Origin of the sequence: Lentzea sp., from assembly GCF_035525475.1 — a bacterium.
Classification (GTDB): Bacteria; Actinomycetota; Actinomycetes; order Mycobacteriales; family Pseudonocardiaceae; genus Lentzea.
The window spans coordinates 1-23,569 of record NZ_DATLEC010000142.1 but is presented as its reverse complement, the minus strand read 5'-3'; the positions used below and the strand labels follow the sequence as shown (position 1 = coordinate 23,569).

25 protein-coding genes are annotated in these 23,569 nt (G+C 70.0%); 18 read left to right on the top strand and 7 right to left on the bottom strand.

Translation table 11 applies throughout. The features are described 5' to 3' along the window. Positions 1 to 39: 39 nt before the first annotated feature. The 7 genes from VM306_RS23645 (at position 40) to VM306_RS23615 (ending at position 8,262) form a co-directional block, all read left to right on the top strand. Entirely contained in the window at positions 40 to 1,410 is a 1,371-nt protein-coding gene (locus tag VM306_RS23645; protein WP_325518694.1) for a M36 family metallopeptidase, read from the top strand. A 124-nt stretch (positions 1,411 to 1,534) separates the two neighbouring features. Beyond that, on the top strand, positions 1,535 to 2,308 hold the full coding sequence (locus VM306_RS23640) for a serine protease (protein WP_325518692.1): 774 nt from the start codon (positions 1,535 to 1,537) through the stop codon (positions 2,306 to 2,308). Between the two features lie 51 nt (positions 2,309 to 2,359). Further along, a complete protein-coding gene (locus VM306_RS23635) occupies positions 2,360 to 3,076 on the top strand; it encodes a PIG-L deacetylase family protein (protein WP_325518690.1) in 717 nt (238 codons plus the stop codon). A gap of 51 nt (positions 3,077 to 3,127) precedes the next feature. Next, entirely contained in the window at positions 3,128 to 4,333 is a 1,206-nt protein-coding gene (gene cobA, locus VM306_RS23630) for a uroporphyrinogen-III C-methyltransferase (protein ID WP_325518688.1), read from the top strand. 84 nt (positions 4,334 to 4,417) lie between these two features. Beyond that, positions 4,418 to 5,146, top strand: coding sequence for a peroxide stress protein YaaA (yaaA, locus tag VM306_RS23625; RefSeq protein ID WP_325518686.1), 729 nt, complete (start codon positions 4,418 to 4,420; stop codon positions 5,144 to 5,146). A gap of 375 nt (positions 5,147 to 5,521) precedes the next feature. After that, a complete protein-coding gene (locus VM306_RS23620; RefSeq protein WP_414672439.1) occupies positions 5,522 to 6,505 on the top strand; it encodes a serine protein kinase RIO in 984 nt (327 codons plus the stop codon). A gap of 233 nt (positions 6,506 to 6,738) precedes the next feature. Continuing rightward, positions 6,739 to 8,262, top strand: coding sequence for a DEAD/DEAH box helicase (locus tag VM306_RS23615; protein WP_325518682.1), 1,524 nt, complete (start codon positions 6,739 to 6,741; stop codon positions 8,260 to 8,262). Between the two features lie 78 nt (positions 8,263 to 8,340). On the opposite strand, the gene VM306_RS23610 is transcribed toward VM306_RS23615, so the two are convergent. Both VM306_RS23610 and VM306_RS23605 read right to left on the bottom strand, forming a co-directional pair. Beyond that, positions 8,341 to 8,697: a hypothetical protein gene (locus VM306_RS23610; protein ID WP_325518680.1), complete on the bottom strand. Its 357-nt coding sequence runs from the start codon at positions 8,695 to 8,697 to the stop codon at positions 8,341 to 8,343. A gap of 3 nt (positions 8,698 to 8,700) precedes the next feature. Next, on the bottom strand, positions 8,701 to 8,928 hold the full coding sequence (locus VM306_RS23605; protein ID WP_325518678.1) for a hypothetical protein: 228 nt from the start codon (positions 8,926 to 8,928) through the stop codon (positions 8,701 to 8,703). A gap of 240 nt (positions 8,929 to 9,168) precedes the next feature. Here VM306_RS23605 and VM306_RS23600 point away from each other — a divergent pair, with 240 nt between their 5' ends. After that, positions 9,169 to 10,131, top strand: a complete 963-nt coding sequence (locus tag VM306_RS23600; RefSeq protein WP_325518676.1) for a GNAT family N-acetyltransferase — start codon at positions 9,169 to 9,171, stop codon at positions 10,129 to 10,131. 178 nt (positions 10,132 to 10,309) lie between these two features. On the opposite strand, the gene VM306_RS23595 is transcribed toward VM306_RS23600, so the two are convergent. Further along, positions 10,310 to 10,669, bottom strand: a complete 360-nt coding sequence (locus VM306_RS23595; RefSeq protein WP_325518674.1) for a VOC family protein — start codon at positions 10,667 to 10,669, stop codon at positions 10,310 to 10,312. A gap of 134 nt (positions 10,670 to 10,803) precedes the next feature. Between VM306_RS23595 and VM306_RS23590 the strand changes: the two genes are divergently transcribed. Then, positions 10,804 to 12,546: a proline--tRNA ligase gene (locus VM306_RS23590; RefSeq protein ID WP_325518672.1), complete on the top strand. Its 1,743-nt coding sequence runs from the start codon at positions 10,804 to 10,806 to the stop codon at positions 12,544 to 12,546. A gap of 58 nt (positions 12,547 to 12,604) precedes the next feature. On the opposite strand, the gene VM306_RS23585 is transcribed toward VM306_RS23590, so the two are convergent. Together VM306_RS23585 and VM306_RS23580 are read right to left on the bottom strand one after the other, a co-directional pair. Further along, positions 12,605 to 13,621: a hypothetical protein gene (locus VM306_RS23585; protein ID WP_325518670.1), complete on the bottom strand. Its 1,017-nt coding sequence runs from the start codon at positions 13,619 to 13,621 to the stop codon at positions 12,605 to 12,607. A gap of 79 nt (positions 13,622 to 13,700) precedes the next feature. Continuing rightward, positions 13,701 to 14,108 (bottom strand): secondary thiamine-phosphate synthase enzyme YjbQ, encoded by a 408-nt coding sequence (locus tag VM306_RS23580; RefSeq protein WP_325518668.1) that lies wholly within the window; start codon positions 14,106 to 14,108, stop codon positions 13,701 to 13,703. A gap of 89 nt (positions 14,109 to 14,197) precedes the next feature. Here VM306_RS23580 and VM306_RS23575 point away from each other — a divergent pair, with 89 nt between their 5' ends. Genes VM306_RS23575 through VM306_RS23565 form a run of 3 tightly spaced genes read left to right on the top strand, consistent with a single transcriptional unit; the run spans position 14,198 to position 16,395 of the window. After that, on the top strand, positions 14,198 to 14,662 hold the full coding sequence (locus VM306_RS23575; RefSeq protein WP_325518666.1) for a DUF4442 domain-containing protein: 465 nt from the start codon (positions 14,198 to 14,200) through the stop codon (positions 14,660 to 14,662). Then, entirely contained in the window at positions 14,655 to 15,608 is a 954-nt protein-coding gene (locus VM306_RS23570; RefSeq protein ID WP_325518664.1) for an aminotransferase class V-fold PLP-dependent enzyme, read from the top strand. The genes VM306_RS23575 and VM306_RS23570 overlap by 8 nt, the downstream gene beginning before the upstream one ends. Before the next feature lie 55 nt (positions 15,609 to 15,663). Further along, the gene (locus VM306_RS23565; protein ID WP_325518662.1) at positions 15,664 to 16,395 is read left to right on the top strand and encodes a hypothetical protein; all 732 of its coding nucleotides are present in this window, start codon (positions 15,664 to 15,666) and stop codon (positions 16,393 to 16,395) included. Here VM306_RS23565 and VM306_RS23560 read toward each other — a convergent pair. Together VM306_RS23560 and VM306_RS23555 are read right to left on the bottom strand one after the other, a co-directional pair. Then, positions 16,392 to 16,820 (bottom strand): ferritin-like domain-containing protein, encoded by a 429-nt coding sequence (locus VM306_RS23560; protein ID WP_325518660.1) that lies wholly within the window; start codon positions 16,818 to 16,820, stop codon positions 16,392 to 16,394. The two genes, VM306_RS23565 and VM306_RS23560, sit on opposite strands and share 4 nt — an antisense overlap. After that, positions 16,817 to 17,257 carry a hypothetical protein gene (locus tag VM306_RS23555; protein ID WP_325518658.1) on the bottom strand — a complete coding sequence of 147 codons (441 nt, stop codon included), beginning with the start codon at positions 17,255 to 17,257 and terminating at the stop codon, positions 16,817 to 16,819. Before VM306_RS23555 ends, VM306_RS23560 begins: the two co-directional genes overlap by 4 nt. 138 nt (positions 17,258 to 17,395) lie before the next feature. On the opposite strand from VM306_RS23555, the gene rimP reads away from it, so the two are divergent. The 6 genes from rimP to rbfA all read left to right on the top strand — a co-directional run bounded on the left by rimP (position 17,396) and on the right by rbfA (position 23,420). After that, positions 17,396 to 17,920: a ribosome maturation factor RimP gene (gene rimP / locus VM306_RS23550; RefSeq protein ID WP_325518656.1), complete on the top strand. Its 525-nt coding sequence runs from the start codon at positions 17,396 to 17,398 to the stop codon at positions 17,918 to 17,920. Then, positions 17,917 to 18,930 (top strand): transcription termination factor NusA, encoded by a 1,014-nt coding sequence (gene nusA / locus VM306_RS23545; RefSeq protein ID WP_325518654.1) that lies wholly within the window; start codon positions 17,917 to 17,919, stop codon positions 18,928 to 18,930. Before rimP ends, nusA begins: the two co-directional genes overlap by 4 nt. A gap of 117 nt (positions 18,931 to 19,047) precedes the next feature. Next, positions 19,048 to 19,314 carry a YlxR family protein gene (locus VM306_RS23540; RefSeq protein ID WP_325518652.1) on the top strand — a complete coding sequence of 89 codons (267 nt, stop codon included), beginning with the start codon at positions 19,048 to 19,050 and terminating at the stop codon, positions 19,312 to 19,314. 62 nt (positions 19,315 to 19,376) lie between these two features. Continuing rightward, on the top strand, positions 19,377 to 22,589 hold the full coding sequence (gene infB / locus VM306_RS23535) for a translation initiation factor IF-2 (protein WP_325518650.1): 3,213 nt from the start codon (positions 19,377 to 19,379) through the stop codon (positions 22,587 to 22,589). Between the two features lie 71 nt (positions 22,590 to 22,660). After that, positions 22,661 to 22,957, top strand: a complete 297-nt coding sequence (locus VM306_RS23530; RefSeq protein ID WP_325518648.1) for a DUF503 domain-containing protein — start codon at positions 22,661 to 22,663, stop codon at positions 22,955 to 22,957. A gap of 13 nt (positions 22,958 to 22,970) precedes the next feature. After that, the gene (gene rbfA, locus VM306_RS23525; protein ID WP_325518646.1) at positions 22,971 to 23,420 is read left to right on the top strand and encodes a 30S ribosome-binding factor RbfA; all 450 of its coding nucleotides are present in this window, start codon (positions 22,971 to 22,973) and stop codon (positions 23,418 to 23,420) included. Positions 23,421 to 23,569: the final 149 nt, after the last annotated feature.

The following is a 23,569-nucleotide window of genomic DNA, read 5'->3' as shown; positions in this document are numbered from 1 at the left end:
CGGCCCACCCTGCCCGGGCCCGAAGCACTGGAGACCGACATGAGATCCCGTCGTCTCGTCGCGGTGGCCTGCACGGCCGGCGTCGCACTGTCCCTGCTGGCCGCCAACGCCCAGGCGGCGGCGCCGAAGGAAGGCCTGCGCCTGCTGGCCGTCCGCGACTCCCTGACCGCCACGCACACCTGGTACGAGCAGACCTACGACGGCAAGGCCGTGCTGGGCGCGTACTACGTCGAGCACGTCGACAAGGCGACCGGTGCGAAGACCGTGGACGACGGCCGGCTCGCGGTCGGCGCGGTCGACGTGACGCCCGCGGTCAGCGCGGAAGCGGCCGAGGCGAAGTCCGCCGGTGTGCCGGAGGGCGCGAACCTCAAGGTGCTGCCCGGCACGGGCCTGGTCTACGAGGTGATCTCCGACAACGGCAAGGGATCCGAGCGCACGCTGGTGCACGCGGAGTCCGGAGCCGTCGTCCGGTCCGAGAGCCTGGTCAAGCACGCGAACGGCACCGGCAAGGTGTTCAGCCCGAACCCCGTGTCCTCGCAGCAGAACCAGAACCTCAAGGACGGCGACGACGCCGACTCGGCCGTGCCCGCCGCCGCGTACCGGACCGTCACGCTGTCCGATCTGGACGGATCCGGTTACCTCAAGGGCAAGTACGCGACGGTGACCGGCGCCAAGAGCAAGCTCGCGTACAACAAGAGCAACAAGTTCGAGTACACGCGGGCCAACGACTACTTCGAGCAGGTCAACGCCTACTGGGGTGTCACGGAGGCGCAGAAGTACATCCAGGGCATCGGTTTCACCAACGTCAACAACGAGCCCCAGAAGATCACCACGCTCGGCCTGGCCGACGACAACTCGTTCTACGACCCGTCGAAGGACCAGATCACCTTCGGCACCGGCGGCGTGGACGACGCCGAGGACGTCGAGGTCGTCTGGCACGAGCTCGGCCACGCGATCCAGGACGCACAGGTGCCGGGGTTCGGCTCCAGCACGGAGGCGGGCTCGATCGGTGAGGGCTTCGGCGACTGGTGGGCGCTGATCATGTCCTCCCGCGACGCCCAGGACACGGCGGTAACTCCGCTGGCGTGCATCATGGACTGGGACGCCACGGCCTACACGACCGAGACGCCGCACTGCCTGCGCCGCACGGACACCGAGCTGAAGTACGCCGACCGCAACGGCGAGGTGCATTACGACGGCCAGATCTGGTCCCGTGCGCTGTTCGACGTCTACAAGAAGTTCGGCCGGGACAAGTCGGCGAGGATCGTGCTGGAGTCGCAGTTCTCCTACTCGCCGTCGACCACGATGGCCGCTGCCTCGAAGGCCGTCGTCGCCGCGGCCAAGAAGCTCTACGGCGACGCTGACGCCGCCACGGTCCAGGCAGCTTTCACGGCACGGGGAATCGCCTGAGTCAAACGTCAAGCCGGACATCTCCGACTAATGGCGGTTATGTCGCCGATTCCCTCCCGGTGACGCTGTGTGTGCTAGTGCTCCACTCCCTGCACATACAGCGTCATCGGGAAGGACTGGCAACATGGCGAAAACCCTGCATCGCCTGATCGTGTCCGTCGTGGTGTCCGCTCTCGCGAGCATCTTCTTCATCGCCCCGGCCGCCAGCGCCGACGTCTCGCCGATGATCGTCGGTGGCACGCGGGCGAGCACCTCGACGTACCCCTGGGTGGTCTACCTGGCCTCCACCTCCGGCTCTCAGTTCTGCGGCGGAACGCTGGTGAAGGCCAACAAGGTCCTCACCGCCGCGCACTGCGTCTCCGGCCGTTCGGCGTCCAGCACCCGCGTGGTGCACGGGCGTGACGACAAGCAGAGCACCGCGGGCACGGTCGCGAGCGTGACCAAGATCTGGGTGCACCCGAGCTACACCACCGCGACCGCCGGTTACGACGTGGCCGTGCTGACGCTGGACCGCAACATCAGCTCGGCGACGCTGCCGCTCGCCACCCCGTCGGACACCGCGCTCTACGCGGCGGGCAACTCGGCGCTCATCCTCGGCTGGGGCACCACGTCCTCCGGCGGGTCCGCCTCGCGGTACCTGCTGCAGGCCAACGTGCCCCTGACGTCGGACTCGACCTGCAAGACCGCCTACTCGCAGTACAGCAACACCTCGATGATCTGCGCCGGCTTCCCGCAGGGCGGCGTCGACACCTGCCAGGGCGACTCCGGTGGCCCGCTGGTGTTCGGCGGCAAGCTCATCGGTGACACGTCCTGGGGCCGCGGGTGCGCCGGCGCCGGCTACCCCGGCGTGTACGGCCGCATCGCCACGTACTACTCCGTGATCACCGCTCAGCTCTGAGCGGTCGTGTGACTGTTGCAGGGTGCGTGCCCCGGCGCGCACCCTGCACGCATGTCTGATCTAGAAGCTGTGCCGGAGGACTGGTCGAGCGCGCTGGTCGTCGTCGCTCACCCCGACGACATGGAGTACGGCGGTGCGGGCGCCATCGCGCGTTGGACCGCTCAGGGCAAGAAGATCGCGTACCTGCTCGCGTGCCGTGGCGAGGCCGGCATCGACTCGATGGACCCCGCGGAGTGCGGGCCGTTGCGCGTGAAGGAGCAGATCGCGTCGTGCGCGGCCGTCGGCGTCACTGACGTCGAGTTCCTGGACCACCCGGACGGCCTCATCGAGTACGGCATCCCGTTGCGGCGTGACATCGCGGCCGCGATCCGCCGTCACAAGCCGGAGTTCGTGATCACCGGCAACTACCGCGAGACGTGGCCCGGTGGTGGTGGCCTGAACATGGCGGACCACATCGCCGTCGGGCGTGCCACCGTCGACGCCGTGCGCGACGCGGGCAACCGGTGGCTCTTCCAGGATCTGGGACTGGAGAAGTGGGACGGCGTCAAGTACGTGGCGGCCGCGTCCTCGCCGTTGTCGGGGCACGCCGTGGACATCACCGACTCGTTCGACGCTTCGGTGGCATCGCTGCGCGCCCACAAGGCCTACCTGGACGCGTTGAGTGGCGACATGGCCGACCCGGAGCCGTTCCTCCGGCGGATGGCCGAGGCGACGGGACAGCGGTTCGGGGGCGTTCTGGCGACCTCGTTCGAGCTGTTGCCGCTGTGACCATGTTCCCTTCGGCTGGACACGACGTGTCCCGTGTGGATGCTTCTACGCATGCCCTTTGAACAGCACTACCTGGCCGGCCTCGACCTCCGGGGCCGGCGCGTCCTCGTGGTCGGCGGTGGCACGGTCGCGCAACGCCGTCTGCCCCGCCTGATCGCGGCCGGCGCCGTCGTCGAGCTCGTGTCGCCGTCCGTCACCCCCGCCGTGCAGGGCATGGTCGACGCGGGGGAGCTGACGTGGCACCAGCGTCGTTTCGAGGCCGGTGACGTCGAGGGCGCGTGGTACGTGGTGGCGTGCACTTCCGACATCGAGGTGAACGCGCAGATCGGCGAAGAGGCGCTTTCGCAGCGTGTGTTCTGCGTGCGCGCGGACATCGCCGTCGAGGGCACGGCGGTCACACCGGCCACCGGCACGCACGACGGCATGCTGCTCGGTGTGCTGGCGGGCGGTGAACACCGCCGTTCGGCTTCGGTGCGCGACGGGCTCGTGGCGGCGTTGCGCGACGGCCGCATCGCGGACCAGGCCGCACCGCCCGTGGGTGTGGCCCTGGTCGGCGGCGGACCCGGTGACCCCGAGCTGATCACCGTGCAGGGCAAGCGCTTGCTGGCCCACGCGGACGTGGTCGTGGCGGACCGCCTGGCACCCCGTGAGCTGCTGGAGGAACTGCCCGCGCACGTCGAGGTCGTGGACGCGGCGAAGATCCCCTACGGGCGCGCGGCGACGCAGGAGTTCATCAACCAGACGCTGGTCGACCGCGCCAAGGAGGGCAAGTTCGTCGTCCGGCTGAAGGGCGGCGACCCGTACGTCTTCGGGCGCGGCTTCGAAGAGCTGCTGGCGTGCGTGGAGGCCGGTATCCCCGTGACGGTGGTGCCAGGCGTGACGTCGGCGTTCGGTGTGCCGGCGTTGGCCGGTGTGCCGGTCACGCACCGAGGGGTGGCGCACGAGGTAGTCGTCGTCTCCGGTCACGTGGCGCCGGACGACCCGCGTTCGCTCGTGGACTGGTCCGCGATCGCACGCCTCAGCGGCACCGTCGTGCTGATGATGGCCGTTGAACGCGCCGGTGCGTTCGCCACGGCGTTGATGGAAGGTCGTCCGGGGTCGACGCCCGTCGCCGTCGTGCAGGAAGGCAGCACGGCGTCCCAGCGCGTGCTGCGGTCCACTTTGGACTCGCTGGCTGCCGACATGGCCGAGCACGCGATCCGTCCACCGGCCATCATCGTGGTCGGTCCGGTCGCCGGCATCGCCTCCGCGAAGTGACCTGCTGACGACACGCCGGAGGCCGCTCCTCGCACCAGGGGAGCGGCCTTCGCGCACCGGGGCCTTGCCCTACCCTTGCGAACCGTGCTGGTGCTGCTTCCCCCGTCGGAGACCAAGGCGATCGGCGGCGACGGCCCGCCGCTCGACCTCGACGCGCTGTCGTTCCCCGAGCTCAACCCCGTGCGCGACAAGCTGGTGTCCGCGCTCGCCGACCTGGCCGCCGACGTCCCGGCGAGCCTCAAGGCGCTCGACATCTCCGAACGCCAGGTCGACGAGGTGCACCGCAACGCGGCGCTGCGCACGTCGCAGACGACGCCCGCGCTCCTGCGCTACACCGGCGTGCTCTACGACAACCTCGACTTCCCGTCGTTGAAGAAGATCGAGAAACAGCGCGCCTACCAGCGGCTCGCCGTCGCGTCGGCGCTGTTCGGGGCGGTGCGCGGCGGCGATCCGGTGCCCGCGTACCGGTTGTCCGGCGGCAGCACGCTCCCGTCGCACGGCAGCCTGCGCACGGTGTGGAAGCCGTCGCTGGAACCCGTTCTGCGGGAGGTCGACGAGTTCGTCGTCGACCTGCGGTCCGGCGCGTACTCGAGCCTCGCGAGGATCCCGCACGCCGTCGTGGTCAGGGTCGTCACCGGCGAGGGCAAGGTCGTCAGCCACTTCAACAAGGCGCACAAGGGCCTGCTCGCCCGCGCCACCACGACCACGAGTGTCGAGCCGAGCGACCTGAAAGGCCTGGTCAAGCTCGCGAAGAAGGCCGGGCTGACGATCATCCCGACCGGTGAGAGGACGGCGGACCTGATCACGGATTAGGGCCTGTGCCGAGGTCTCGTTCGATGAGAGTCGAGCCTGAGGTGGTTCCTGGCGGTGCGGCCGGAGGGCCCGCATACCGCTGTTGTATGCGGGCCCTCCGGCCGTGCCCCCAGGGGCCGCCTCAGGCCCGGCTATCGCGAACATGGACTTCGACACAGGCCCTAATTCGGTTGCGGCCGGTGGGGGTCGCAGGGCAGTCTTCTGACTCGAAGCGTGACAACGGAGCTGGATCGAGGAGGTGCGTGATGTCAGAGCCTGTCTTTGGACGTGGCACCGCACTCGCGACCCGTCCAGCCGCCCCTCGCGCCTGATCAGCACCGTTTGATCGCAGAGCGCCAGTGGGGCGGTCACCTCCACCGCTTGGGAGACCCCACCGTGCGCGAGCACGATCTTTCCGACCGTTACGAATCCGCTTTCTCCGACGCCGACACCATGCGACGCAAGGGAAAGCGCGCCAGGCGTTCCGACGACGCCGAACCCACGCGCCGCGGCCGCATGACCGAAGAGGAAAAGCTCCGGATCGCCCGGCTGCGCGAGGACCAGCTCAGCACCGCGGACACCCCCGAGGACGGCGACCGCTGGTCCACGTGGGGCGACCGCTGGTCCACGTGGGGCGACGCCGACCAGGGGCCGAAGCCCCACCCGGACTGGCTCGTCACCGAGCTCGCCGCGGTCGACCGCGAGCTGGGCATCCTGAAGACCGGCAAGGAGGCCGACGTCTTCCTGCTGGAACGCGCGCTGGGTGAGAAGGCCTGCCTGCTCGCAGCCAAGCGCTACCGCAGCAACGACCACCGGATGTTCCACCGCGACGCGGGATATCTGGAGGGTCGCCGGATGAAGAAGTCCCGCGAGACGCGGGCCATCCAGAACCGCACCGCGTTCGGGCGCAACCTGATCGCGGAGCAGTGGGCCGTCGCGGAGTTCGCCGCGCTGGCCAGGCTGTGGCAGATCGGCGCACCCGTGCCGTATCCCGTGCAGCGCAGCGGCACCGAGCTGCTGCTGGAGTTCATCGGGGACGACGAGGGCAACGCCGCGCCGCGGCTCGCCCAGATCCGTCCCGGCGAGGACGAGCTGCTCGACCTGTGGCGTCAGCTCGTCTCGACGCTGACGACGCTCGCCGAGGCGGGCATCACGCACGGCGACCTGTCCGCGTACAACCTGATGGTCCACGACGGCAGGCTCGTCGTGATCGACCTCCCGCAGGTCGTCGACCTCGTCGCGAACCCCAACGGCGTGGAGTTCCTCGACCGCGACGTCCGCAACATCAGCGGCTGGTTCGCCTCGCGCGGCCTCCCGCCGGAGATCGCGGACCCCTCCTCGCTGGTGGCGACGCTGCTGGACGTGGCGGGCATGTCGTGAGCCCTTCGCGCGCCCGGCAGTGTCCAACAACACGGCCGGGCGCGCGAAGCGCTCGCATAGATCAGCTAGACTGTGCTCTACACCGATGAAGGCCTGCCGGCCGTTGACCGGTGTTTCCACCCACTCATCAGCGGCGTGACCACCACGCCGGGCTCGTCCTTGTGATCGGCACCGCGGTACCTCGCGGGGCAGCCTCGAGACGTGCCATGTCCCGGAGGTTTGTTTTGCCATCAATGTCCGAAGGCCGTTCCGAGCGTTCGACCAGCCGCAGGTCACCGCGGCGCCGCTCGGGTCGCCAGGGCAACTCCTCGCGTCCGCAGCAGCGGGTCGAGGAACCGATCGTCGCCGAGGTCTTCGAGAGCACGCTGCCGGAAGGCCCGCTGCCCTCGTTCGCCGAACTCGGCCTGGCCGACGCGCTGATCCGCTCGCTCGTCGCCAACGAAATCACGGAGCCGTTCCCGATCCAGGCGGCCACCCTTCCCGACGCCATGTCCGGCCGTGACATCCTCGGCCGCGGCCAGACGGGCTCGGGCAAGACGCTCGCGTTCGGTCTCGCCATGCTGACCCGCCTCGCGGCCGGCCGCTCGCAGCCGAACAAGCCGCGCGGCCTGATCCTCGTCCCGACCCGCGAGCTCGCGATGCAGGTCGAGACGGCGCTCACGCCGCACGCCCGCTCGCTGGGCCTGTGGTGCCGCGTGATCGTCGGCGGAACGTCGTTCCCGCGTCAGGTCGAGCACCTGCGCCGCGGCGTCGACCTGCTGATCGCCACGCCGGGCCGGCTGTCGGACCACGTCCGCCAGGGCACGTGCGACCTCGGCTCGGTCGAGATCACCGCGCTGGACGAGGCCGACCAGATGGCGGACATGGGCTTCATGCCCCAGGTCCGCGCGATCCTCGACCTGACCCCGCAGGACGGCCAGCGCCTGCTGTTCTCCGCGACGCTCGACGGCGACGTGGACAAGCTGGTCCGCCAGTACCTGCACAGCCCGGTGACGCACTCGGTGGCCCCGGCCACGGCGAGCGTCACGACGATGGAGCACCACCTGCTGTTCGTGTCCGCCGAGGACAAGCAGAACGTGGTGAACGAGGTGGCCGCGCGCGAGGGCCGCACGATCATGTTCGTGCGCACCAAGCACCACGTGGACCGCCTGGCCAAGAAGCTGCGTTCGATGGGCGTCAACGCCGGAGCGCTGCACGGCGGCAAGGCGCAGAGCGCGCGCACCCGCGTGCTCGGCGACTTCCGCGACGGCACCATGCCGGTCCTGATCGCCACCGACGTCGCCGCGCGCGGCATCCACGTCGACGACGTCTCGCTGGTCGTCCACGTCGACCCGCCGGCCGACCCGAAGGACTACCTGCACCGCGCGGGCCGCACGGCTCGCGCAGGTCAGTCCGGCACGGTCGTCACGCTGGTCACGCACGACCAGCGCCGCGCCGTCCAGGGCATGGCCGCCCGCGCGGGGATCCACCCGGAGAGCACGAAGGTGCGCCCCGGTGACGAGGACCTGATCCGCATCACCGGCGCCCGCATCCCGAGCGGCGACCCGATCGTGGAGCGCGAGAAGCCCGCCCGCCGCAGCGGTGGCCCCGGCCGTCGCTTCGGCGCCCCGGCCGTCGTCGGCCGCGGTGGCTCCGGCCGTCGCACCGAGGGTGGCGAGTTCCGCGGCGGCCCGCGCCGTGCGGAGCGTTCCGAGGGCGGTCGCACGTTCGGTCGCACCGAGCGGCCCGGTCGTCCGCGCCGGGCAGTGCAGCACTGACACACCGTTGAAGGCCGCCTTCTCCCACTCGTGGGGAAGGCGGCCTTCGCCGTGTTCAGGGCTTGGTCGTTGCTCCGCTCACGGCGCCTGCAACGTCAGGTAGGCCAGGCCGAGCGTGCCGCGCCACCCCTTGACGCGGTAGTCGCGGTGGGTATCTGCCCGCGCCCTGACCTCGTCGGCGTGCGGGGAGTCCGGGTTGGCGCGCAGCCAGCGTTCCCCGGCCAGGCCGTGGCCGTTCTCGAAGACGTCCCACTCGTCGAGGCAGGCCTGTTCCAAGCCCAGCAGGCGGTAGCCGTGGGTGTGGGCGAGGTCCACCAGATCGGCCAGGGAGCCGTACTGGTCGCGAGGGATCGGCATCGCCGCCAGCTGCTCGTCAGTCGGCTCGCGTTCCCAGAAACCCTCGCCCAGCAACAGCTTTCCGCCTGGCCGCAGCAAACCTCACACAGCCGTCAGGGTGTTCGCCGTGTGCTGCAACGGGTCTCCGCCCCACACCTGGCCGGCGCCGTTGACGACGACCGCGTCGAACGGCCTGTCCGGCTGGAACTGGGCCACGTCGGCCACCCGAAGGGTGACGCGTGCGGCCAGCCCTCGTGCCGTGGCGTGCGCGATGGCAGCGGCGTCGAAATCCAAGCCGGTGCCGGTGGCGGTCGGGTTGGCTTCCAGCACCCGCAGCAGGAACTCCGCCTACCCGCAGCCCGCGTCGAACACGCGGGCGTCGTCCAGCGGGTGCAGCGAGCGGATCAGGCGGTCAGCCCGTTCCTCGGACAGGCCCGTGGAACGTCAGGTCCTCGTGCAGCGGCGCGGTCTCCGGAGTTGTCATCGCACGCAGGATGACGTCGGCGGCGCAGCGCGGGCAACGCGTTATTCAGTTGTCGGGCCCATCACCTCCCCGTAGCTTTCGTCGACGTGGAACTCGTGTGGCGCTCGCTCACGACAGCGGACACCTCGGTGGTGTCCGCGCTCTACAACGCGGCCGAGTCGGCCGACGACACCGGCGAGCTGCTGTCCGAAGAGGACTTCGCCGAGTCGTTCGCCAAGCCGGGCCTCGCGGACAGGTCGGTCGCCGTGTCGGTGGACGGCGTGCTGGCGGCGTACGGACTGTTCGAACCGCGTGACAACCCCTTTGGCACGAACCGCGTCCGGCTGGACGGCGCCGTGCACCCCGAGTTCCGGCGCAAGGGCATCGGAACCCAGCTGATGCGCCGCCTCACCGCGATGGCGCACGAGCTGCACAACGCACACCACCCGGCCATGCCGCTAGTCGTGTGCACCATGGTCGAAAGCCGCTCGGCCGGTCACGTGGCGCTGGTCGAGAAGCTCGGCTTCAGCGCGGACCGCCACTTCTACGAGCTGGAGGTGGCACTGGGCGAGTCACTCGCCCAGGTCCCGGTCCCGGCGGGCTACGAGATCGTGCCGTTCTCGCCTGCTCACGACGAGGAAGTCCGGCTGGTGAGCAACGAGGCGTTCAACGAGCACTGGGGCTCGGTCGAGCGCAGCCCGGCTGAGTGGGCGAAGTCGTTCACCGACAGCCTGCGGTTCGTGCAGGAGACCTCCTTCCTGGCGCTGAAGGACGGCGCCGTGGTCGCGTTCGTGCTCTCGCGGCACTACCCGGTCGTCGAGGAGATGACCGGCGTGCGCGAGTTGTGGATCGGGGATGTCGGCACGCTCGCGGGACACCGCGGGCGCGGGGTGGCCTCGGCCCTGCTGAGCTGGACGCTGGCTCAGGCGAGGGCGCAGGGCTACCACCGCGCCGGGCTGTCCGTGGACTCGGCCAACCCGACCCGAGCGCTCGGCGTGTACGAGCGCGCGGGGTTCGGCGTGGTGCGGACGTGGGTGGACTACGGGTTGCCGGTCGGGCCGGCGAGCTAGCTGTTCGGCTGTCTCGCTGACGGGCCTGCGAGTTCGAGCTCTTTCGACCGCCTGGTCGGCGCGGACTCGTTGCCCTCCAGGTCGGCCAGCCCGACCCGCACGCTTGGCGTGAGTGAAGCGCGCGGGTTCGGGGTGGTGCGACCTGGACCGACGACGGTCTGCCCGTCGGGCCGGCGAGCTAGAGCTCTTCGCCCGCCTGGCCGACGCAGAACTCGTTGCCGTCCGGGTCGGCCAGCACGGACCAGACGAGACCGGGCACGCTGTGCACCGCGACCTCGGTGGCGCCGAGCCCCACCAGCCGCGCTACCTCCGCCTTGCGGTCCGGCACGTGCGAGTCGAAGTGGATGCGGTTCTTGCCCGGCGTCACGTCCGGCACCTGCTGGATGCCGACGGCCAGGCCGCCCTCGGCGTTCGGTGCGAGGACGATGAACTCGCCCCAGTCGTTCTGGATCGTGGTGTTCAGCGCGGCGGTCCAGAACTCCGCGAGCTTGCGGGCGTCGCCGGTGTCGATCGTGATCATGGCAATGGTCAGAGGCATGCGACGGACGCTACTCAGGGGGTCCGACAATTTTCGCCCGTGCGGTTCAGCGGTGGTGGAACCCGCCGCCGCGCAAGAGTGGACGGGGCAACCAGTAGGCTGCTCCGACAGCCCGTGAACGAGGAGTACCCACCGTGATCACCAGGATGTCGTCGCTGTTCCTGCGCACTCTTCGCGAGGACCCGGCCGACGCCGAAGTGCCCAGCCACAAGCTGCTGGTGCGCGCCGGCTACGTCCGCCGCGTCGCGCCGGGCGGATACTCCTGGCTGCCGCTGGGACTCAGGGTCCTGCGCAACATCGAGGCCGTCGTCCGCGAGGAGATGGACGCGTTCGGCGCGCAGGAGATCCAGTTCCCCGCCCTGCTGCCCAAGGAGCCCTACGAGGCGACCAACCGGTGGGAGGAGTACGGGCCCAACATCTTCCGGCTCAAGGACCGCAAGGGCGCCGACTACCTGCTCGGCCCCACGCACGAGGAGCTCTTCACGCTCACCGTCAAGGGTGAGTACAGCTCCTACAAGGACTACCCGGTCACGCTCTACCAGATCCAGACCAAGTACCGCGACGAGGCGCGTCCCCGCGCGGGCATCCTGCGCGGCCGCGAGTTCCTGATGAAGGACTCGTACTCGTTCGACCTCACCGACGAGGGCCTGAGCAAGTCCTACCAGGACCACCGCGACGCCTACATCCGCATCTTCGACCGCCTCGGCCTCGAGTACGTCGTCGTGTCGGCCACGTCCGGTGCGATGGGCGGCTCGGCGTCCGAGGAGTTCCTCGCCGTCGCCGAGACGGGCGAGGACACCTTCGTGCGCAGCACGGAGTCCGGCTCCGCGGCGAACGTCGAGGCCGTCACCACGCCCGTGCCCGCGGAGCAGTCGATCGACGACAAGCCCGCCGCGCAGGTGCACCACACGCCGAACACGCCCACCATCGAGACGCTGGTGGACTTCCTCAACGCGAACACCGACCGCGAGTTCACCGCGGCCGACACGCTGAAGAACGTCCTGGTGAAGCTCCGCCACCCCGGCAAGGACTGGGAGCTGCTCGCCGTGGCCGTCCCCGGCGACCGGGAGGTCGACTTCAAGCGCCTCGAGGCCGCGATGGAGCCCGCCGAGGTCGCGATGGTCGACGAGGCCGACTTCGCCAAGAACTCGTTCCTGGTCAAGGGCTACATCGGTCCGGGCGCCATCCAGGCGAACGGCATCCGCTTCCTCGCCGACCCCCGCGTCGTCAAGGGCACCGCGTGGGTCACGGGCGCGGACAAGGCCGACCACCACGTCGTCGACCTCGTGGCGGGCCGCGACTTCACGCCCGACGGCGTCATCGACGTCGCCGAGGTCCGCGAGGGCGACGCGTCGCCGGACGGCAAGGGCGTGCTGGTCGCCGCGCGCGGCATCGAGATCGGTCACATCTTCCAGCTGGGCCGCAAGTACGCGGACGCGTTCTCGCTCGACGCCCTCGGCCCGGACTCCAAGCCGGTCCGCATCACCATGGGCTCGTACGGCATCGGCGTCTCGCGTCTCGTCGCGGCCATCGCCGAGCAGTCGCACGACGAGCGCGGCCTGATCTGGCCCCGCAACGTCGCCCCCGCCGACGTCCACGTCGTCGTGGCCGGCAAGGACGAGGCGCTCGCGCAGGCCGGTGAGGACTTCGCGAAGCAGCTCAGCGCCGCAGGCCTCAAGGTGCTGCTGGACGACCGCAAGGCGAGCCCCGGCGTGAAGTTCGCGGACGCCGAACTCGTGGGCATCCCGACGATCCTGGTGGTCGGCCGCGGCCTCAAGGACGGCGTCGTCGAGGTCAAGGACCGCAAGTCCGGTGAACGCGCCGACGTGCCGGTGGCCGAGGTCGTCGAGCACCTGGTCCAGGTCGTCCGGGGCTAGCGGACAGTCGGACAGCCGAGAACGCCGGGCAGGTGAACCTGCCCGGCGTTTCGCATGACTAGGTCGTCGGCACCAGCGAGTCGACGATCTTCTGCAGGTCTGCTTCCTTGAGCAGCGGCGGAGTCGTGCCGCCACCGCCGCCCTCCAGGTCGCCGTTCACGACCAGCACGTGCAGCTTGCTGCTGCCGTTGAGCACGACGACCTTCAGCATTCCCTTGCTCGCCAGGCACTTGTTGCCGGACTGGGTGACGGTCGCGTCGACCTGCACGCCCTCGACGACGACCTTCTTGTTGTCCTTCTGGGTGTGCTGGATCTTCACCGGCTTGGGCTGCGTCAGCTCGACCTTGGGGGCGCCGCCCGACGAGTAGAACTGCGCCGAGATGGCCTTGGTGAAGTCCGCCGCGGTCTGGTTGAGGTCGGCCTTCGGCAGCAACGCGCCGCCGTTGGTGCCCTTGGTGAACGGCTTGCCCTCGCACGTGTAGTCGCCGTACGAGGTGACGCCGGTCAGCGAGACGCCGTCGAACTTCTCGACCGGGATGCTGGCGTCGACGATGTCCCAGGTGTTCGGGACCTCGTAGGTGTAGCCGAGGGAGGTCTTCACGCACTGCGCGCCGTCGTTCTTCGGGCAGGCGGCGTCGGTCTGCTGCGAGGAGGACGTGGGCGCAGGCGTGGACGACGTGGTGGTGCCGCCCTGCGCGTTCGGGTCGTCGCCCGAGTCCGACAGCAGGAACCAGGTCAGGCCGCCGCCGACGAGCAGCACCAGGACCACGGCGCCGAGCACCAGCCAGAGCGTCTTCTTGTTCTTCGGCGGCTCGTCGTCGAAGCCGCCGTACACGCCCAGGCCGCCGTACCCGCCGTAGCCCTGCTGGGGGAACCCGCCCTGCGGCGTGTACCCGCCCTGCTGCGGGGGTGGGCCCTGCTGGGGGAAGCCGCCCGACTGCGGGTAGCCGCCGCCCTGGTAGTTCCCGCTGGGGTAGTTCCCACTGGGGGAGTTCCCACTGGGGGAGTCCCCCTGCTGCTGGCCCCAGCCCTGCTGGTCGTTCCAGCCGCCCTGTCCGCCACCTGGGTACGTCACGGGCAAACGGTACCCCGAGGGTCTGACAGCCTTTGGGGTCGTCGAGCGTTGCCCCACCAGCTGAGACAGGAGCGGCGCCCTAGCCGGCGAGGAAGCTCAGGCGGACCGTGCGGACGGGGTTGTCGACATTGGTGTCGACGAGGCAGATCGACTGCCAGGTGCCGAGCGTCAGCACACCGCCCAGCACCGGGATCGTCGCGTACGGCGGGACCAGCGCGGGCATCACGTGGTCGCGGCCGTGACCGGGGGTGCCGTGCTTGTGCCGCCACCGCACGTCGCGGGGCAGGATGCGCTCCAACGCGGTCAACAGGTCGTCGTCGCTGCCCGCGCCCGTCTCGATGATGGCGACCCCGGCCGTCGCGTGCGGCACCCACACGTGCAGCAGGCCGTCGCCGGTCTCCTCCTCGATGAACCGCTGGCACTCCCGGGTGAGGTCGTGGACGACCTCCTCGGAGCCGGTGCGGACCTGGATCTCCTCGCTGCGCATGACCCGGATCTTACGAACGACCCGGCGGAGGACGCACGTCACACGCCGTCGTCGGAGGAGCCGGCAGACGTCGTGTAACACTGTTTTTTATGAAGGCAAGCCGCCTGCGCCTCGGGATGAACCTGTGGCCGCCGTTCCTGTTCGCCGGCATCCGCGTCGAGGAGATCTCGCCGGACTACCGGTATGCGCGCGTGCGGATGCGTCTGCGTCCGTGGAACCGCAACTTCTTCGGCACCCACTTCGGCGGCTCGCTGTTCGCGATGACCGACCCGTTCTGGGTGTTGCTGCTGTTCAACCAGCTCAAAGGTGAGCACGTGGTGTGGGACCGGGCCGGTGAGATCGAGTTCGTCACGCCCGGCCGCGGCACCGTCACCGCCGAGTTCCGGCTGACCGATGAGCACGTCGAGCAGGTGCTGGAACAGACCGGGTCCGGTGCGAAGGCCCTGATCTGGTTCGACACGGACGTCGTCGGGCAGGATGGAGCCGTGATCGCGAAGGTGAGGAAGCAGGTCTACGCACGCCGCAAGCGCGACAAGCGGCTCGCGCATGCGTGAGGCCTTCGGGGCCGTCTTCGACGTCGAGCCCGGTTACCTGAACACGGCGTCCATCGGCGTGCCCCCGCGGCACGTCGCCGACGCGGTCGCGGCCGCCCACGTGCGGTGGCGGCGCGGCCAGGACACCTCGGGCACGTTCACCGAGGCCGTCGAGACCTCCCGTGCGGCGTTCGGCAAGCTCGTCGGAGTGCCCGTGACCTCGGTCGCGTGCGGCGCCACGGTCTCGCAGTTCGTCTCGCTGGTCGCCCAGGCGTTGCCGGCCGGGTCGAAGATCTTCGTCGAACCCGGCGAGTTCACCAGCGTCTCCCTGCCGTTCGTCGCGGCGGGACACCAGATCGTGTCCACAGTGGACGAATGCGACCTCGTCGCAGTGAGCCTGGTCCAGTCGGCGGACGGCTCGATCGCGGACCTCGAGGCGTTGCGGGCGCCGGGCAAACCGGTGCTGCTGGACGTGTCGCAGGCAGCCGGGTGGATGCCGCTGTCGTTGGCATGGGCCGATTTCGTCATCGGCGTCGCGTACAAGTGGCTGATGTCCCCACGCGGTGCGGCCTGGATGGCGGTCCGTCCCGACCGGATGGACCTCCTGCGGCCGGTGGCGGCGAACTGGTACAGCACCGGCGAGAACTACGGCACCGAACTGCTGCTTCGCCCGGACGCGCGGCGGTTCGACCTCTCGCCCACGTGGTTCTCCCACGTCGGTGCGGCGGTCGCCCTCCCGTGGGTGGCCTCTTTGGACCTCGACGCCGTACGCGCGCACTGCGTCGGTCTGACCGATCGGCTCCTCACCGGACTGGGGCTCCCGCCCAGCGGTTCGGCGATCGTCTCGGTGGACGTGCCGCCCGTTCCCGGCGTCGTCTCCTCGGTTCGCGCAGGTCGTACCCGGTTCGCATGTCACATGTACAACACGGTCGAGGACGTTGACCGGGTGCTCGAAGCGCTTGCCTGACTGCCGTCAGTTACCGTTGGTCCTTGTGTCGGACCCACATCAGTCACCTGAAGAGGTGACCCAGAACCTGCCTCGCTTCCCACCGAGGCCGACCGACACCGCGCCGCTCTACCCGGCCGACGAGCTGATGAAGCTCCAGTCGATCATGGACCACCGCCAGGGGCACCAGCCCGCGCCGCCGCCCGCACCCCCGCGCAAGTCGACGTGGGTGGGCAAGGCACTGGCTCTCGTCGGCGTCGCGGTGGTGTCGGGCTTCGTGTGGTGGGTGTTGCAGCCGTCGGACCCGGTGGACCAGCCGATCTCCCAGCCGCAGAAGACCGCGGGGGAGTTCGAGTTCACCACCGTGGCGCAGTTGCCGGAGCCGGTGAAGGACAGCGACTGCGCCGCCCACGCGAGCGGCCAGACGCAGACGTTCCTGAAATCCACGCCGTGCCTGCAACTGACCCGTGCGTTCTACACGGCGAAACTGCCTGACGGACGGGTCGTGTACTCGTCGGTGTCCGTGGTGAAGATGCGCACGGCGGACGAGGCGCGGCAGCTCAGGGAGCTCACCCAGAAGGACGGCACCGGCAACGTCAAGGACCTCGTCCTGGACAAGGCCATCAGCGTGCCGCCGCTGACCACGCTGGCCAACGGCGGGTACGCCTCCGAGCAGCGCGACCAGGAGGTCGTGATCGTCGAGTCGGACTCGCCGGTCAAGAGCGCCGACGCCCTGGCGCACAACAAGGAGATGAAGAAGGTCTCCGCGGACGCGATCAGGCTCGCGTCCGCGTTCGCCGGGAACTAGCCAGAGGCGACGCCCGGCATCGTGATCGATGCCGGGTTCGTGCCGGCGACCTTGCGCCACCGCGTCGCCCGCACCGCCGCCGCCGTCAGCGACTCCAGCGCCGACGTCCGCAGGCCCGAGTCGTCGGTCCGCTCCAGCACGCCCCGCCACGCCGCACAGGTGTCCTGCTCCACGGCCACGAGCGCCGCCAGCGCCGAGGGCCCGTCCGAGACGGGGGACGGCGGCAGGTAGGCCGCGGCGGGCGGGTTCGGCGTCGCGCCGTGGTCCCGCAGCCAGCGCTCGGTCACGTCACGCCGCGCCCGGTGCGCGTTCGCACCCTCCGCGACGGCGGCGGCCTGGCTGCCCAGGAACGCCGACACCATGCCGTGGGTCCACAACGCCGCGTGCTCGGTCCCGAGCGCGGTCTGGACGGCGTCCACGTTCACGCGAGCACCTCCCTCAGCGAGGCGCAACCCGCCGCCACCGAACCCACGAGACCGGCGCGGTAGGCGGGCAGCGAGGCCACGACGGCCGAGGCGTCGCGGACGGCCTCGTCGAGCGCGGTCCGCATGGCCGCCAGCGGGTCCGGTGGCGTGGGCGGTGTGGTGGGCGCGGGCGGGACCGTGGACGACAACGGCGGGCGCTCGCGGTCGACCTCGGCCTGCAGCAGGGCGGCGTGCGTCTCACGGGCCTTCGCGATCTCCGCGGCCGCGGGCGTCGTCAGCGTCTGGGCCAGCTTGGCGTCCGCACGCGCCTGTGCGGCGAGGGCCGACAACGGGTCCGGCGGCGGTGGCGGAGCGGGCTCTGCGGTGCACGCAACGGCGAGCGGTGCGGCGGCCACCGCGAACAGCACACGGCGGCGGCTGACCGATTCGGAGATCACACGGCTCATGTTGCCAGCAGCCCCGGGAGGACGTGGGGGCGCGGTGGGAGCCCGGCGAACGAGATAGTCTGGTCGTCCACGGCCGCCGAAACACCGTCGGTCGGGGTTTCCATGCGTTCGAACTGAAGGAGACACCACGTGTCCAGCCCGCCGCGCGGAGAGCTTTCCGCGCAGCTAGCACCCGTTGTGCGGGAAGCTCTCGAAGCCGCAGGCTTCGACCTCGACGCGCTCGACGTGAATCAGGCTGGGCGCCGCCGTCTGGTCAAGGTGGTCGTGGACGGCGAGGACGGCATCGGGCTCGACGAGGTCGCCGAGGCGAGCCGCGTGGTCTCCGCCGCACTCGACGAGCACGACCACATCATCAACGGGCCGTACACCCTCGAGGTCACCTCGCCGGGTGTCGACCGCCCGCTCACCCGCCCGCGCCACTGGAAGCGCGCGCACCTGCGTCTCGTGAAGATCAAGCAGCCCGACACCGCCGAGTGGTTCGGCCGGGTCGGCGAGTGCGACGAGACCGGGGTCGAGCTGCTGCACCAGGGCGAGCTGCGGCGCGTGGAGTACCGCCACATCGAACGCGCGGTCATGGAGATCGAGTTCAAGCAGCCGCCGGTCGAGGAACTGGCTCGGCTCACTCGGAAAGCACCGGAGGAGGAGCCGAGGTGAACGTCGACATCGCCGCCCTGAGGGCGATCGAACGTGAAAAGGACATCCCCTTCGAGACGGTCCTGGAGGCGATCGAGTCAGCACTGCTGACCGCCTACAAGCACACCGATGGGCATGCCACGCATTCGAAGGTGGAGATCGACCGCAAGACCGGTGTCGTGCGCGTGATCGCGCAGGACCTGGGGCCGGACGGCGCGGTGCGGGAGGAGTGGGACGACACTCCCGAGGGCTTCGGCCGCATCGCCGCCACCACCGCGCGCCAGGTCATCCTGCAGCGCCTGCGCGACGCCGAGCACGAGCGCACGTTCGGCGAGTTCGCCGCCAAGGAGGGCGAGATCATCGCGGGCGTCGTGCAGCGCGACGCCCGTGCGAACGCCCGCGGCATGGTCGTCGTCCAGGTGGGTGACACCGAAGGCGTGCTGCCGCCGGCCGAGCAGGTGCCGGGTGAGCAGTACAACCACGGCGAGCGCATCAAGTGCTACGTCGTGAGCGTGTCCCGCGGCGCGCGCGGACCGCAGATCGCTCTTTCGCGCACGCACCCGAACCTCGTCCGGCGGCTGTTCGCCCTCGAGGTCCCGGAGATCGCGGACGGCACCGTGGAGATCCCCGCGGTGGCACGTGAGGCAGGTCACCGTTCGAAGATCGCGGTGAAGACGACGGTCGCCGGAGTGAACGCCAAGGGCGCCTGCATCGGCCCGATGGGCGCCCGTGTGCGCAACGTCATGCACGAGCTCGGCGGTGAGAAGATCGACATCATCGACCACTCGGACGACCCGGCCACTTTCGTCGGGAATGCGTTGTCACCTGCGAAGGTTGTGTCCGTACGGGTGCTCGACGAGCGCGCCAAGACGGCTCGCGTCGTGGTGCCGGACTTCCAGCTGTCGCTGGCGATCGGCAAGGAGGGGCAGAACGCCCGTCTGGCCGCTCGCCTGACCGGGTGGCGCATCGACATCCGCAGCGACGCGGAGGCTCCGGCCGCCGACGCGGTCACATCCGGTTCGGCTGAATGAGCTCCAGGGGATAGAATTATCAACGGTTCAACGTCGGGAGCGGTTTCCCAGCACATCGGCCCTGTTCGCACGTGCATCGGGTGCCGCGCACGGACGTTGCCATCCGAGCTGCTGCGTGTGGTCGCGGTGGACGGTTCGGTGGTTCCGGACGTCCGTCGGCGACTTCCTGGTCGAGGTGCTTGGTTGCATTTCGATCTCGAATGTCTCCGCAACGCCGAGCGGCGACGGGCGTTCTCGCGGGCCTTCAAGGTCCAGGGAGCGCTCGACGTCGCTTTGTTGCGCGAGCACGTGGAGCAGACCACGACCGCGGGACAGCCCTGTGGTCAGCAGGAACAAGGAAGCAGGTCGACCCGTCATGAGTCAGCCGTGAAGCTGAAGACATGAACGCGCGACGTTAAGACGAGGTCGATGGGACTTGCCCGCCGGCCTCACGACTTAGGAGAGCAGTGGCAGGTAAGGCCCGCGTGCATGAGCTCGCAAAAGAGCTTGGTGTCACGAGCAAGGAAGTTCTGAACAAGCTCGCCGAACAGGGCGAATACGTGAAGTCCGCGTCGTCGACCGTCGAGGCCCCCGTGGCCCGGCGGCTCCGTGACGCCTACGAAGCCAAGTCCTCGAAGCCGTCGGCCCCCAAGCCGTCCGCTCCGAAGCCCAAGGCACCCGCACCCGCCGCTGCCGCGGCGCCCGCCGCACCGGCGGAGCCCAAGCCGGCAGCATCCGACTCCAAGCCCTCGGCGCCCAAGGCCTTCTCCGGCCCGAAGCCCGGGGCACCGCGCCCCCCGGCGCCCAAGCCCGCTCCGGCAGCTCCTGCCGCGCAGGCCCCGGCTCCCGCGGCGGCGCCCGCACCCGCTCAGCAGCCAGAGGCTCCGGCCGCCGCACCGGCACCCGCCGCGTCGGCTCCGGCCGCCCCCAAGGCAGCTCAGGCTCCCGGCGGCAAGCCGGGTGGCCCGCGTCCGGGCCCGCGCCCGGCTCCGCAGCAGACCCAGCAGCAACAGCCCCAGCAGCAACAGCCCCAGCAGCCGCAGGCTCCGGCCGCGTCGGCTGGTGGGCAGTCCCCGTCCGTGGTGCCGCCGCGCCCGCAGTCTTCCAAGCCTGCAGGCCCGCGTGCCCCGCGTCCGGGCAACAACCCGTTCGGCGTCGGTGGCGGCAACGCTCCCTCGCCGCGTCCGGGTCCTCGTCCCGGCCCGCGTCCGGAGCAGGGCGATCGCCCGTCCGGCCCGAAGCCCGGTGACCCGCGTCCGGCCAGCCCCCGTCCGGGCGGCGCGCCCGGCCAGGGTGGCCAGCGTCCGGCAGCCGCTCAGGGTGGCGGCCGTCCCGGCCCCGGTCAGGGCGGTCCTCGTCCTGCCCCCGGTCAGGGTGGTCCTCGCCCGAACCCGGGCAACATGCCCCCGCGGCCGAACCCCGGCATGATGCCGGGCCGTCCGGCCGGTAACCGTCCTGGTCCCGGCGGTGGCGGCGGTGGCCGTCCCGGTGGTGGCGGCGGTGGCGGCGGTCGTCCCGGTGGGGGCGGCGGCGGTGGCGGCGGCTTCCGTGGTGGAGGCGGCGGTGCCGGCGGCGGTGGCGGTGGCTTCCGTCCCGGTGGCGGCGGTGGCGGTGGCGGTGGCTTCCGTCCCGGTGGCGGCGGTGCCGGTGGCGGTGGCTACCGTCCCGGCGGCGGCGGTGCCGGTGGCGGCGCTCCGGCCGGTGGTGGCGGCGGTTTCCGCGGTCGTCCCGGTGGCGGCGGCGCTGGTCGCGGCGGTACCGCTGGTGCCTTCGGTCGTCCGGGTGGTCCGGCGCGTCGTGGACGCAAGTCCAAGCGGCAGAAGCGCCAGGAGTACATGGACAACATGCAGGCGCCTTCGGTCGGTGGCGTCCGCCTGCCCAAGGGCAGTGGCGAGACGATCCGCCTGCCGCGCGGTGCCTCGCTGACCGACTTCGCCGACAAGATCAACGCCAACCCGGCGTCGCTCGTCCAGGTGCTCTTCCACCTGGGTGAGATGGTCACGGCGACCCAGTCGGTGTCCGACGAGATCCTGGAGCTGCTCGGCTCCGAGATGAACTACGTCGTGCAGGTCGTGTCCCCCGAGGAGGAGGACCGCGAGCTGCTCGAGACGTTCGACATCACCTACGGCGAGGACGCCGGTGACGAGGACGACCTGCAGATCCGTCCGCCGGTCGTGACCGTCATGGGTCACGTCGACCACGGCAAGACCCGACTCCTCGACACCATCCGCAAGGCGAAGGTGGCCGAGGGCGAGGCCGGTGGCATCACGCAGCACATCGGTGCGTACCAGGTGCAGACCGAGCTCGAGGGCAACCCGCGGCTCATCACCTTCATCGACACCCCGGGTCACGAGGCGTTCACCGCCATGCGTGCTCGTGGTGCGAACGCGACCGACATCGCGGTCATCGTCGTCGCCGCTGACGACGGCGTGATGCCGCAGACGGTCGAGGCGATCAACCACGCGCAGGCCGCTCAGGCGCCGATCGTGGTCGCGGTCAACAAGATCGACAAGGAGGGTGCGAACCCCTCCAAGATCCGCCAGCAGCTGACCGAGTACGGACTGGTCGCCGAGGAGTATGGCGGCGACACGATGTTCGTCGACATCTCCGCGAAGCAGGGCATCAACATCGACAGCCTCCTCGAGGCCATCCTGTTGACCGCCGACGCCTCGCTGGACCTCCGGGCCAACCCGGACATGGAGGCCCAGGGTGTCGCGATCGAGGCGCACCTCGACCGCGGTCGCGGTCCGGTCGCCACGGTGCTCGTCCAGCGCGGTTCGCTGCGCGTGGGTTCCTCGATCGTCGCGGGTGACGCTTACGGTCGCGTCCGCCGCATGGTCGACGAGCACGGCGATGACGTCACCGTCGCGACCCCGTCGCGTCCGGTGCAGGTCATCGGTCTGACCTCGGTGCCGCGTGCAGGTGACTCGTTCCTCGTCGTCGACGAGGACCGCGTGGCCCGCCAGATCGCCGAGCGTCGTCAGGCCCGCACCCGCAACGCCGCCAACGCGGCGAAGCGCAAGCGCGTCAGCCTGGAAGACCTGGACGCCGCGCTGAAGGAAACCAGCGCTCTCACCTTGATCATCAAGGGTGACAACTCGGGTACCGTCGAGGCCCTCGAGGACGCGCTCATGAAGATCGAGGTCGGCGACGACGTCGAGCTGCGCGTGATCCACCGCGGCGTCGGTGGCATCACCGAAGGCGACATCAACCTCGCCGTGGCCGGTTCCGCCATCGTCCTGGGCTTCAACGTCCGGGCCGAGGGCAAGGCGACCGAACTCGCGAACCGCGAAGGTGTGGACGTCCGGTACTACACGGTCATCTACCAGGCGATCGACGAGATCGAGGCGGCCCTCAAGGGTCTCCTCAAACCGGAGTTCGAAGAGGTCCAGCTCGGCCGCGCCGAGGTCCGCGACGTCTTCAAGTCCTCCAAGGTCGGCACGATCGCGGGTTGCATGGTCCTGTCGGGCGAGATCCGCCGCAACGCGCGTGCTCGCCTGCTCCGTGACGGCAAGGTGATCGCGGAGAACCTCCCGATCAGCTCGCTCAAGCGGTTCAAGGACGACGCCACCGAGGTCCGCGAAGGTTTCGAGTGTGGTCTCACGCTCGGCAACTACAGCGACCTCAAGCTGGAAGACATCATCGAGACCTTCGAGATGCGCGAGAAGCCGCGCGCCTAGTCGGTCGATGAGGGGGTGCGGAGCCGCTTTACCGGTGGCTTCGCACCCCTTTCTTCTGGAGGATCTTTCGCGTGTACGTGGGAGCTCTTGAATTGGACGTCCTGCTCGGTGACGTCCACTCGTTGAAGGAGAAGCGCTCGCTGGTCCGGCCCGTGGTGGCCGAACTGCGCCGGCGCTTCGAGGTCGCTGTTTCCGAGGCAGGTCATCTGGACCTGCACCGCCGGTCGCTGATCGGCGTGGCGGCGGTGGCCGCCGACCTGGAGCACGTCAGGGACGTTCTGGCCGGCTGTGAAAGGCTGGTCGCCGGACGTCCCGAACTGGAACTGCTCTCCGCCCGGACGCGTTTCGTCGGACCGGAGGACGACTAGGAAGGGGAGGCTCGTGGCCGACACGGCACGTGCCCGCAAGCTCGCCAAGCGGATCTCGCAGATCGTCGCCTCCGCTTTGGAGCACGAGGTCAAGGATCCGCGTCTGGCCAGGGTCACGATCACCGACACCAAGGTGACCGGGGATCTGCACGACGCGACTGTGTACTACACCGTTCTGGGTGAGCGGCTGGACGTCGAACCCGACTACGCCGGGGCCGCTGCCGCCCTCGAGTCGGCCAAGGGTGTTCTGCGGTCCCTCGTCGGGGCTCAGACCGGGGTGCGGTTCACGCCCACCCTGACGTTCATGACCGACACCGTGCCTGACACGGCTCGGAAGATGGATGAGCTGTTGGCTCGGGCTCAGGCTGCCGATGCCGAGGTGGCTCGGCTGGCTGTGGGGGCTTCTCCCGCTGGGGAGCCTGACCCTTACAAGGCTCCTCGTGAGGATGACGACGAGGACTGATCGGGTCCGTTCACCGCGCGGGGCTCCGCCGATCTGATCTGAAACCAGGTCGACGCCGCACGCGGGTTGATGGCACGCCTGTCGCTCTCGGCGGCTTGCTGTTGCTTTGGTCGTCGCGGTGGTGGGGTGGTTTCGTCACGAGTCGTGAC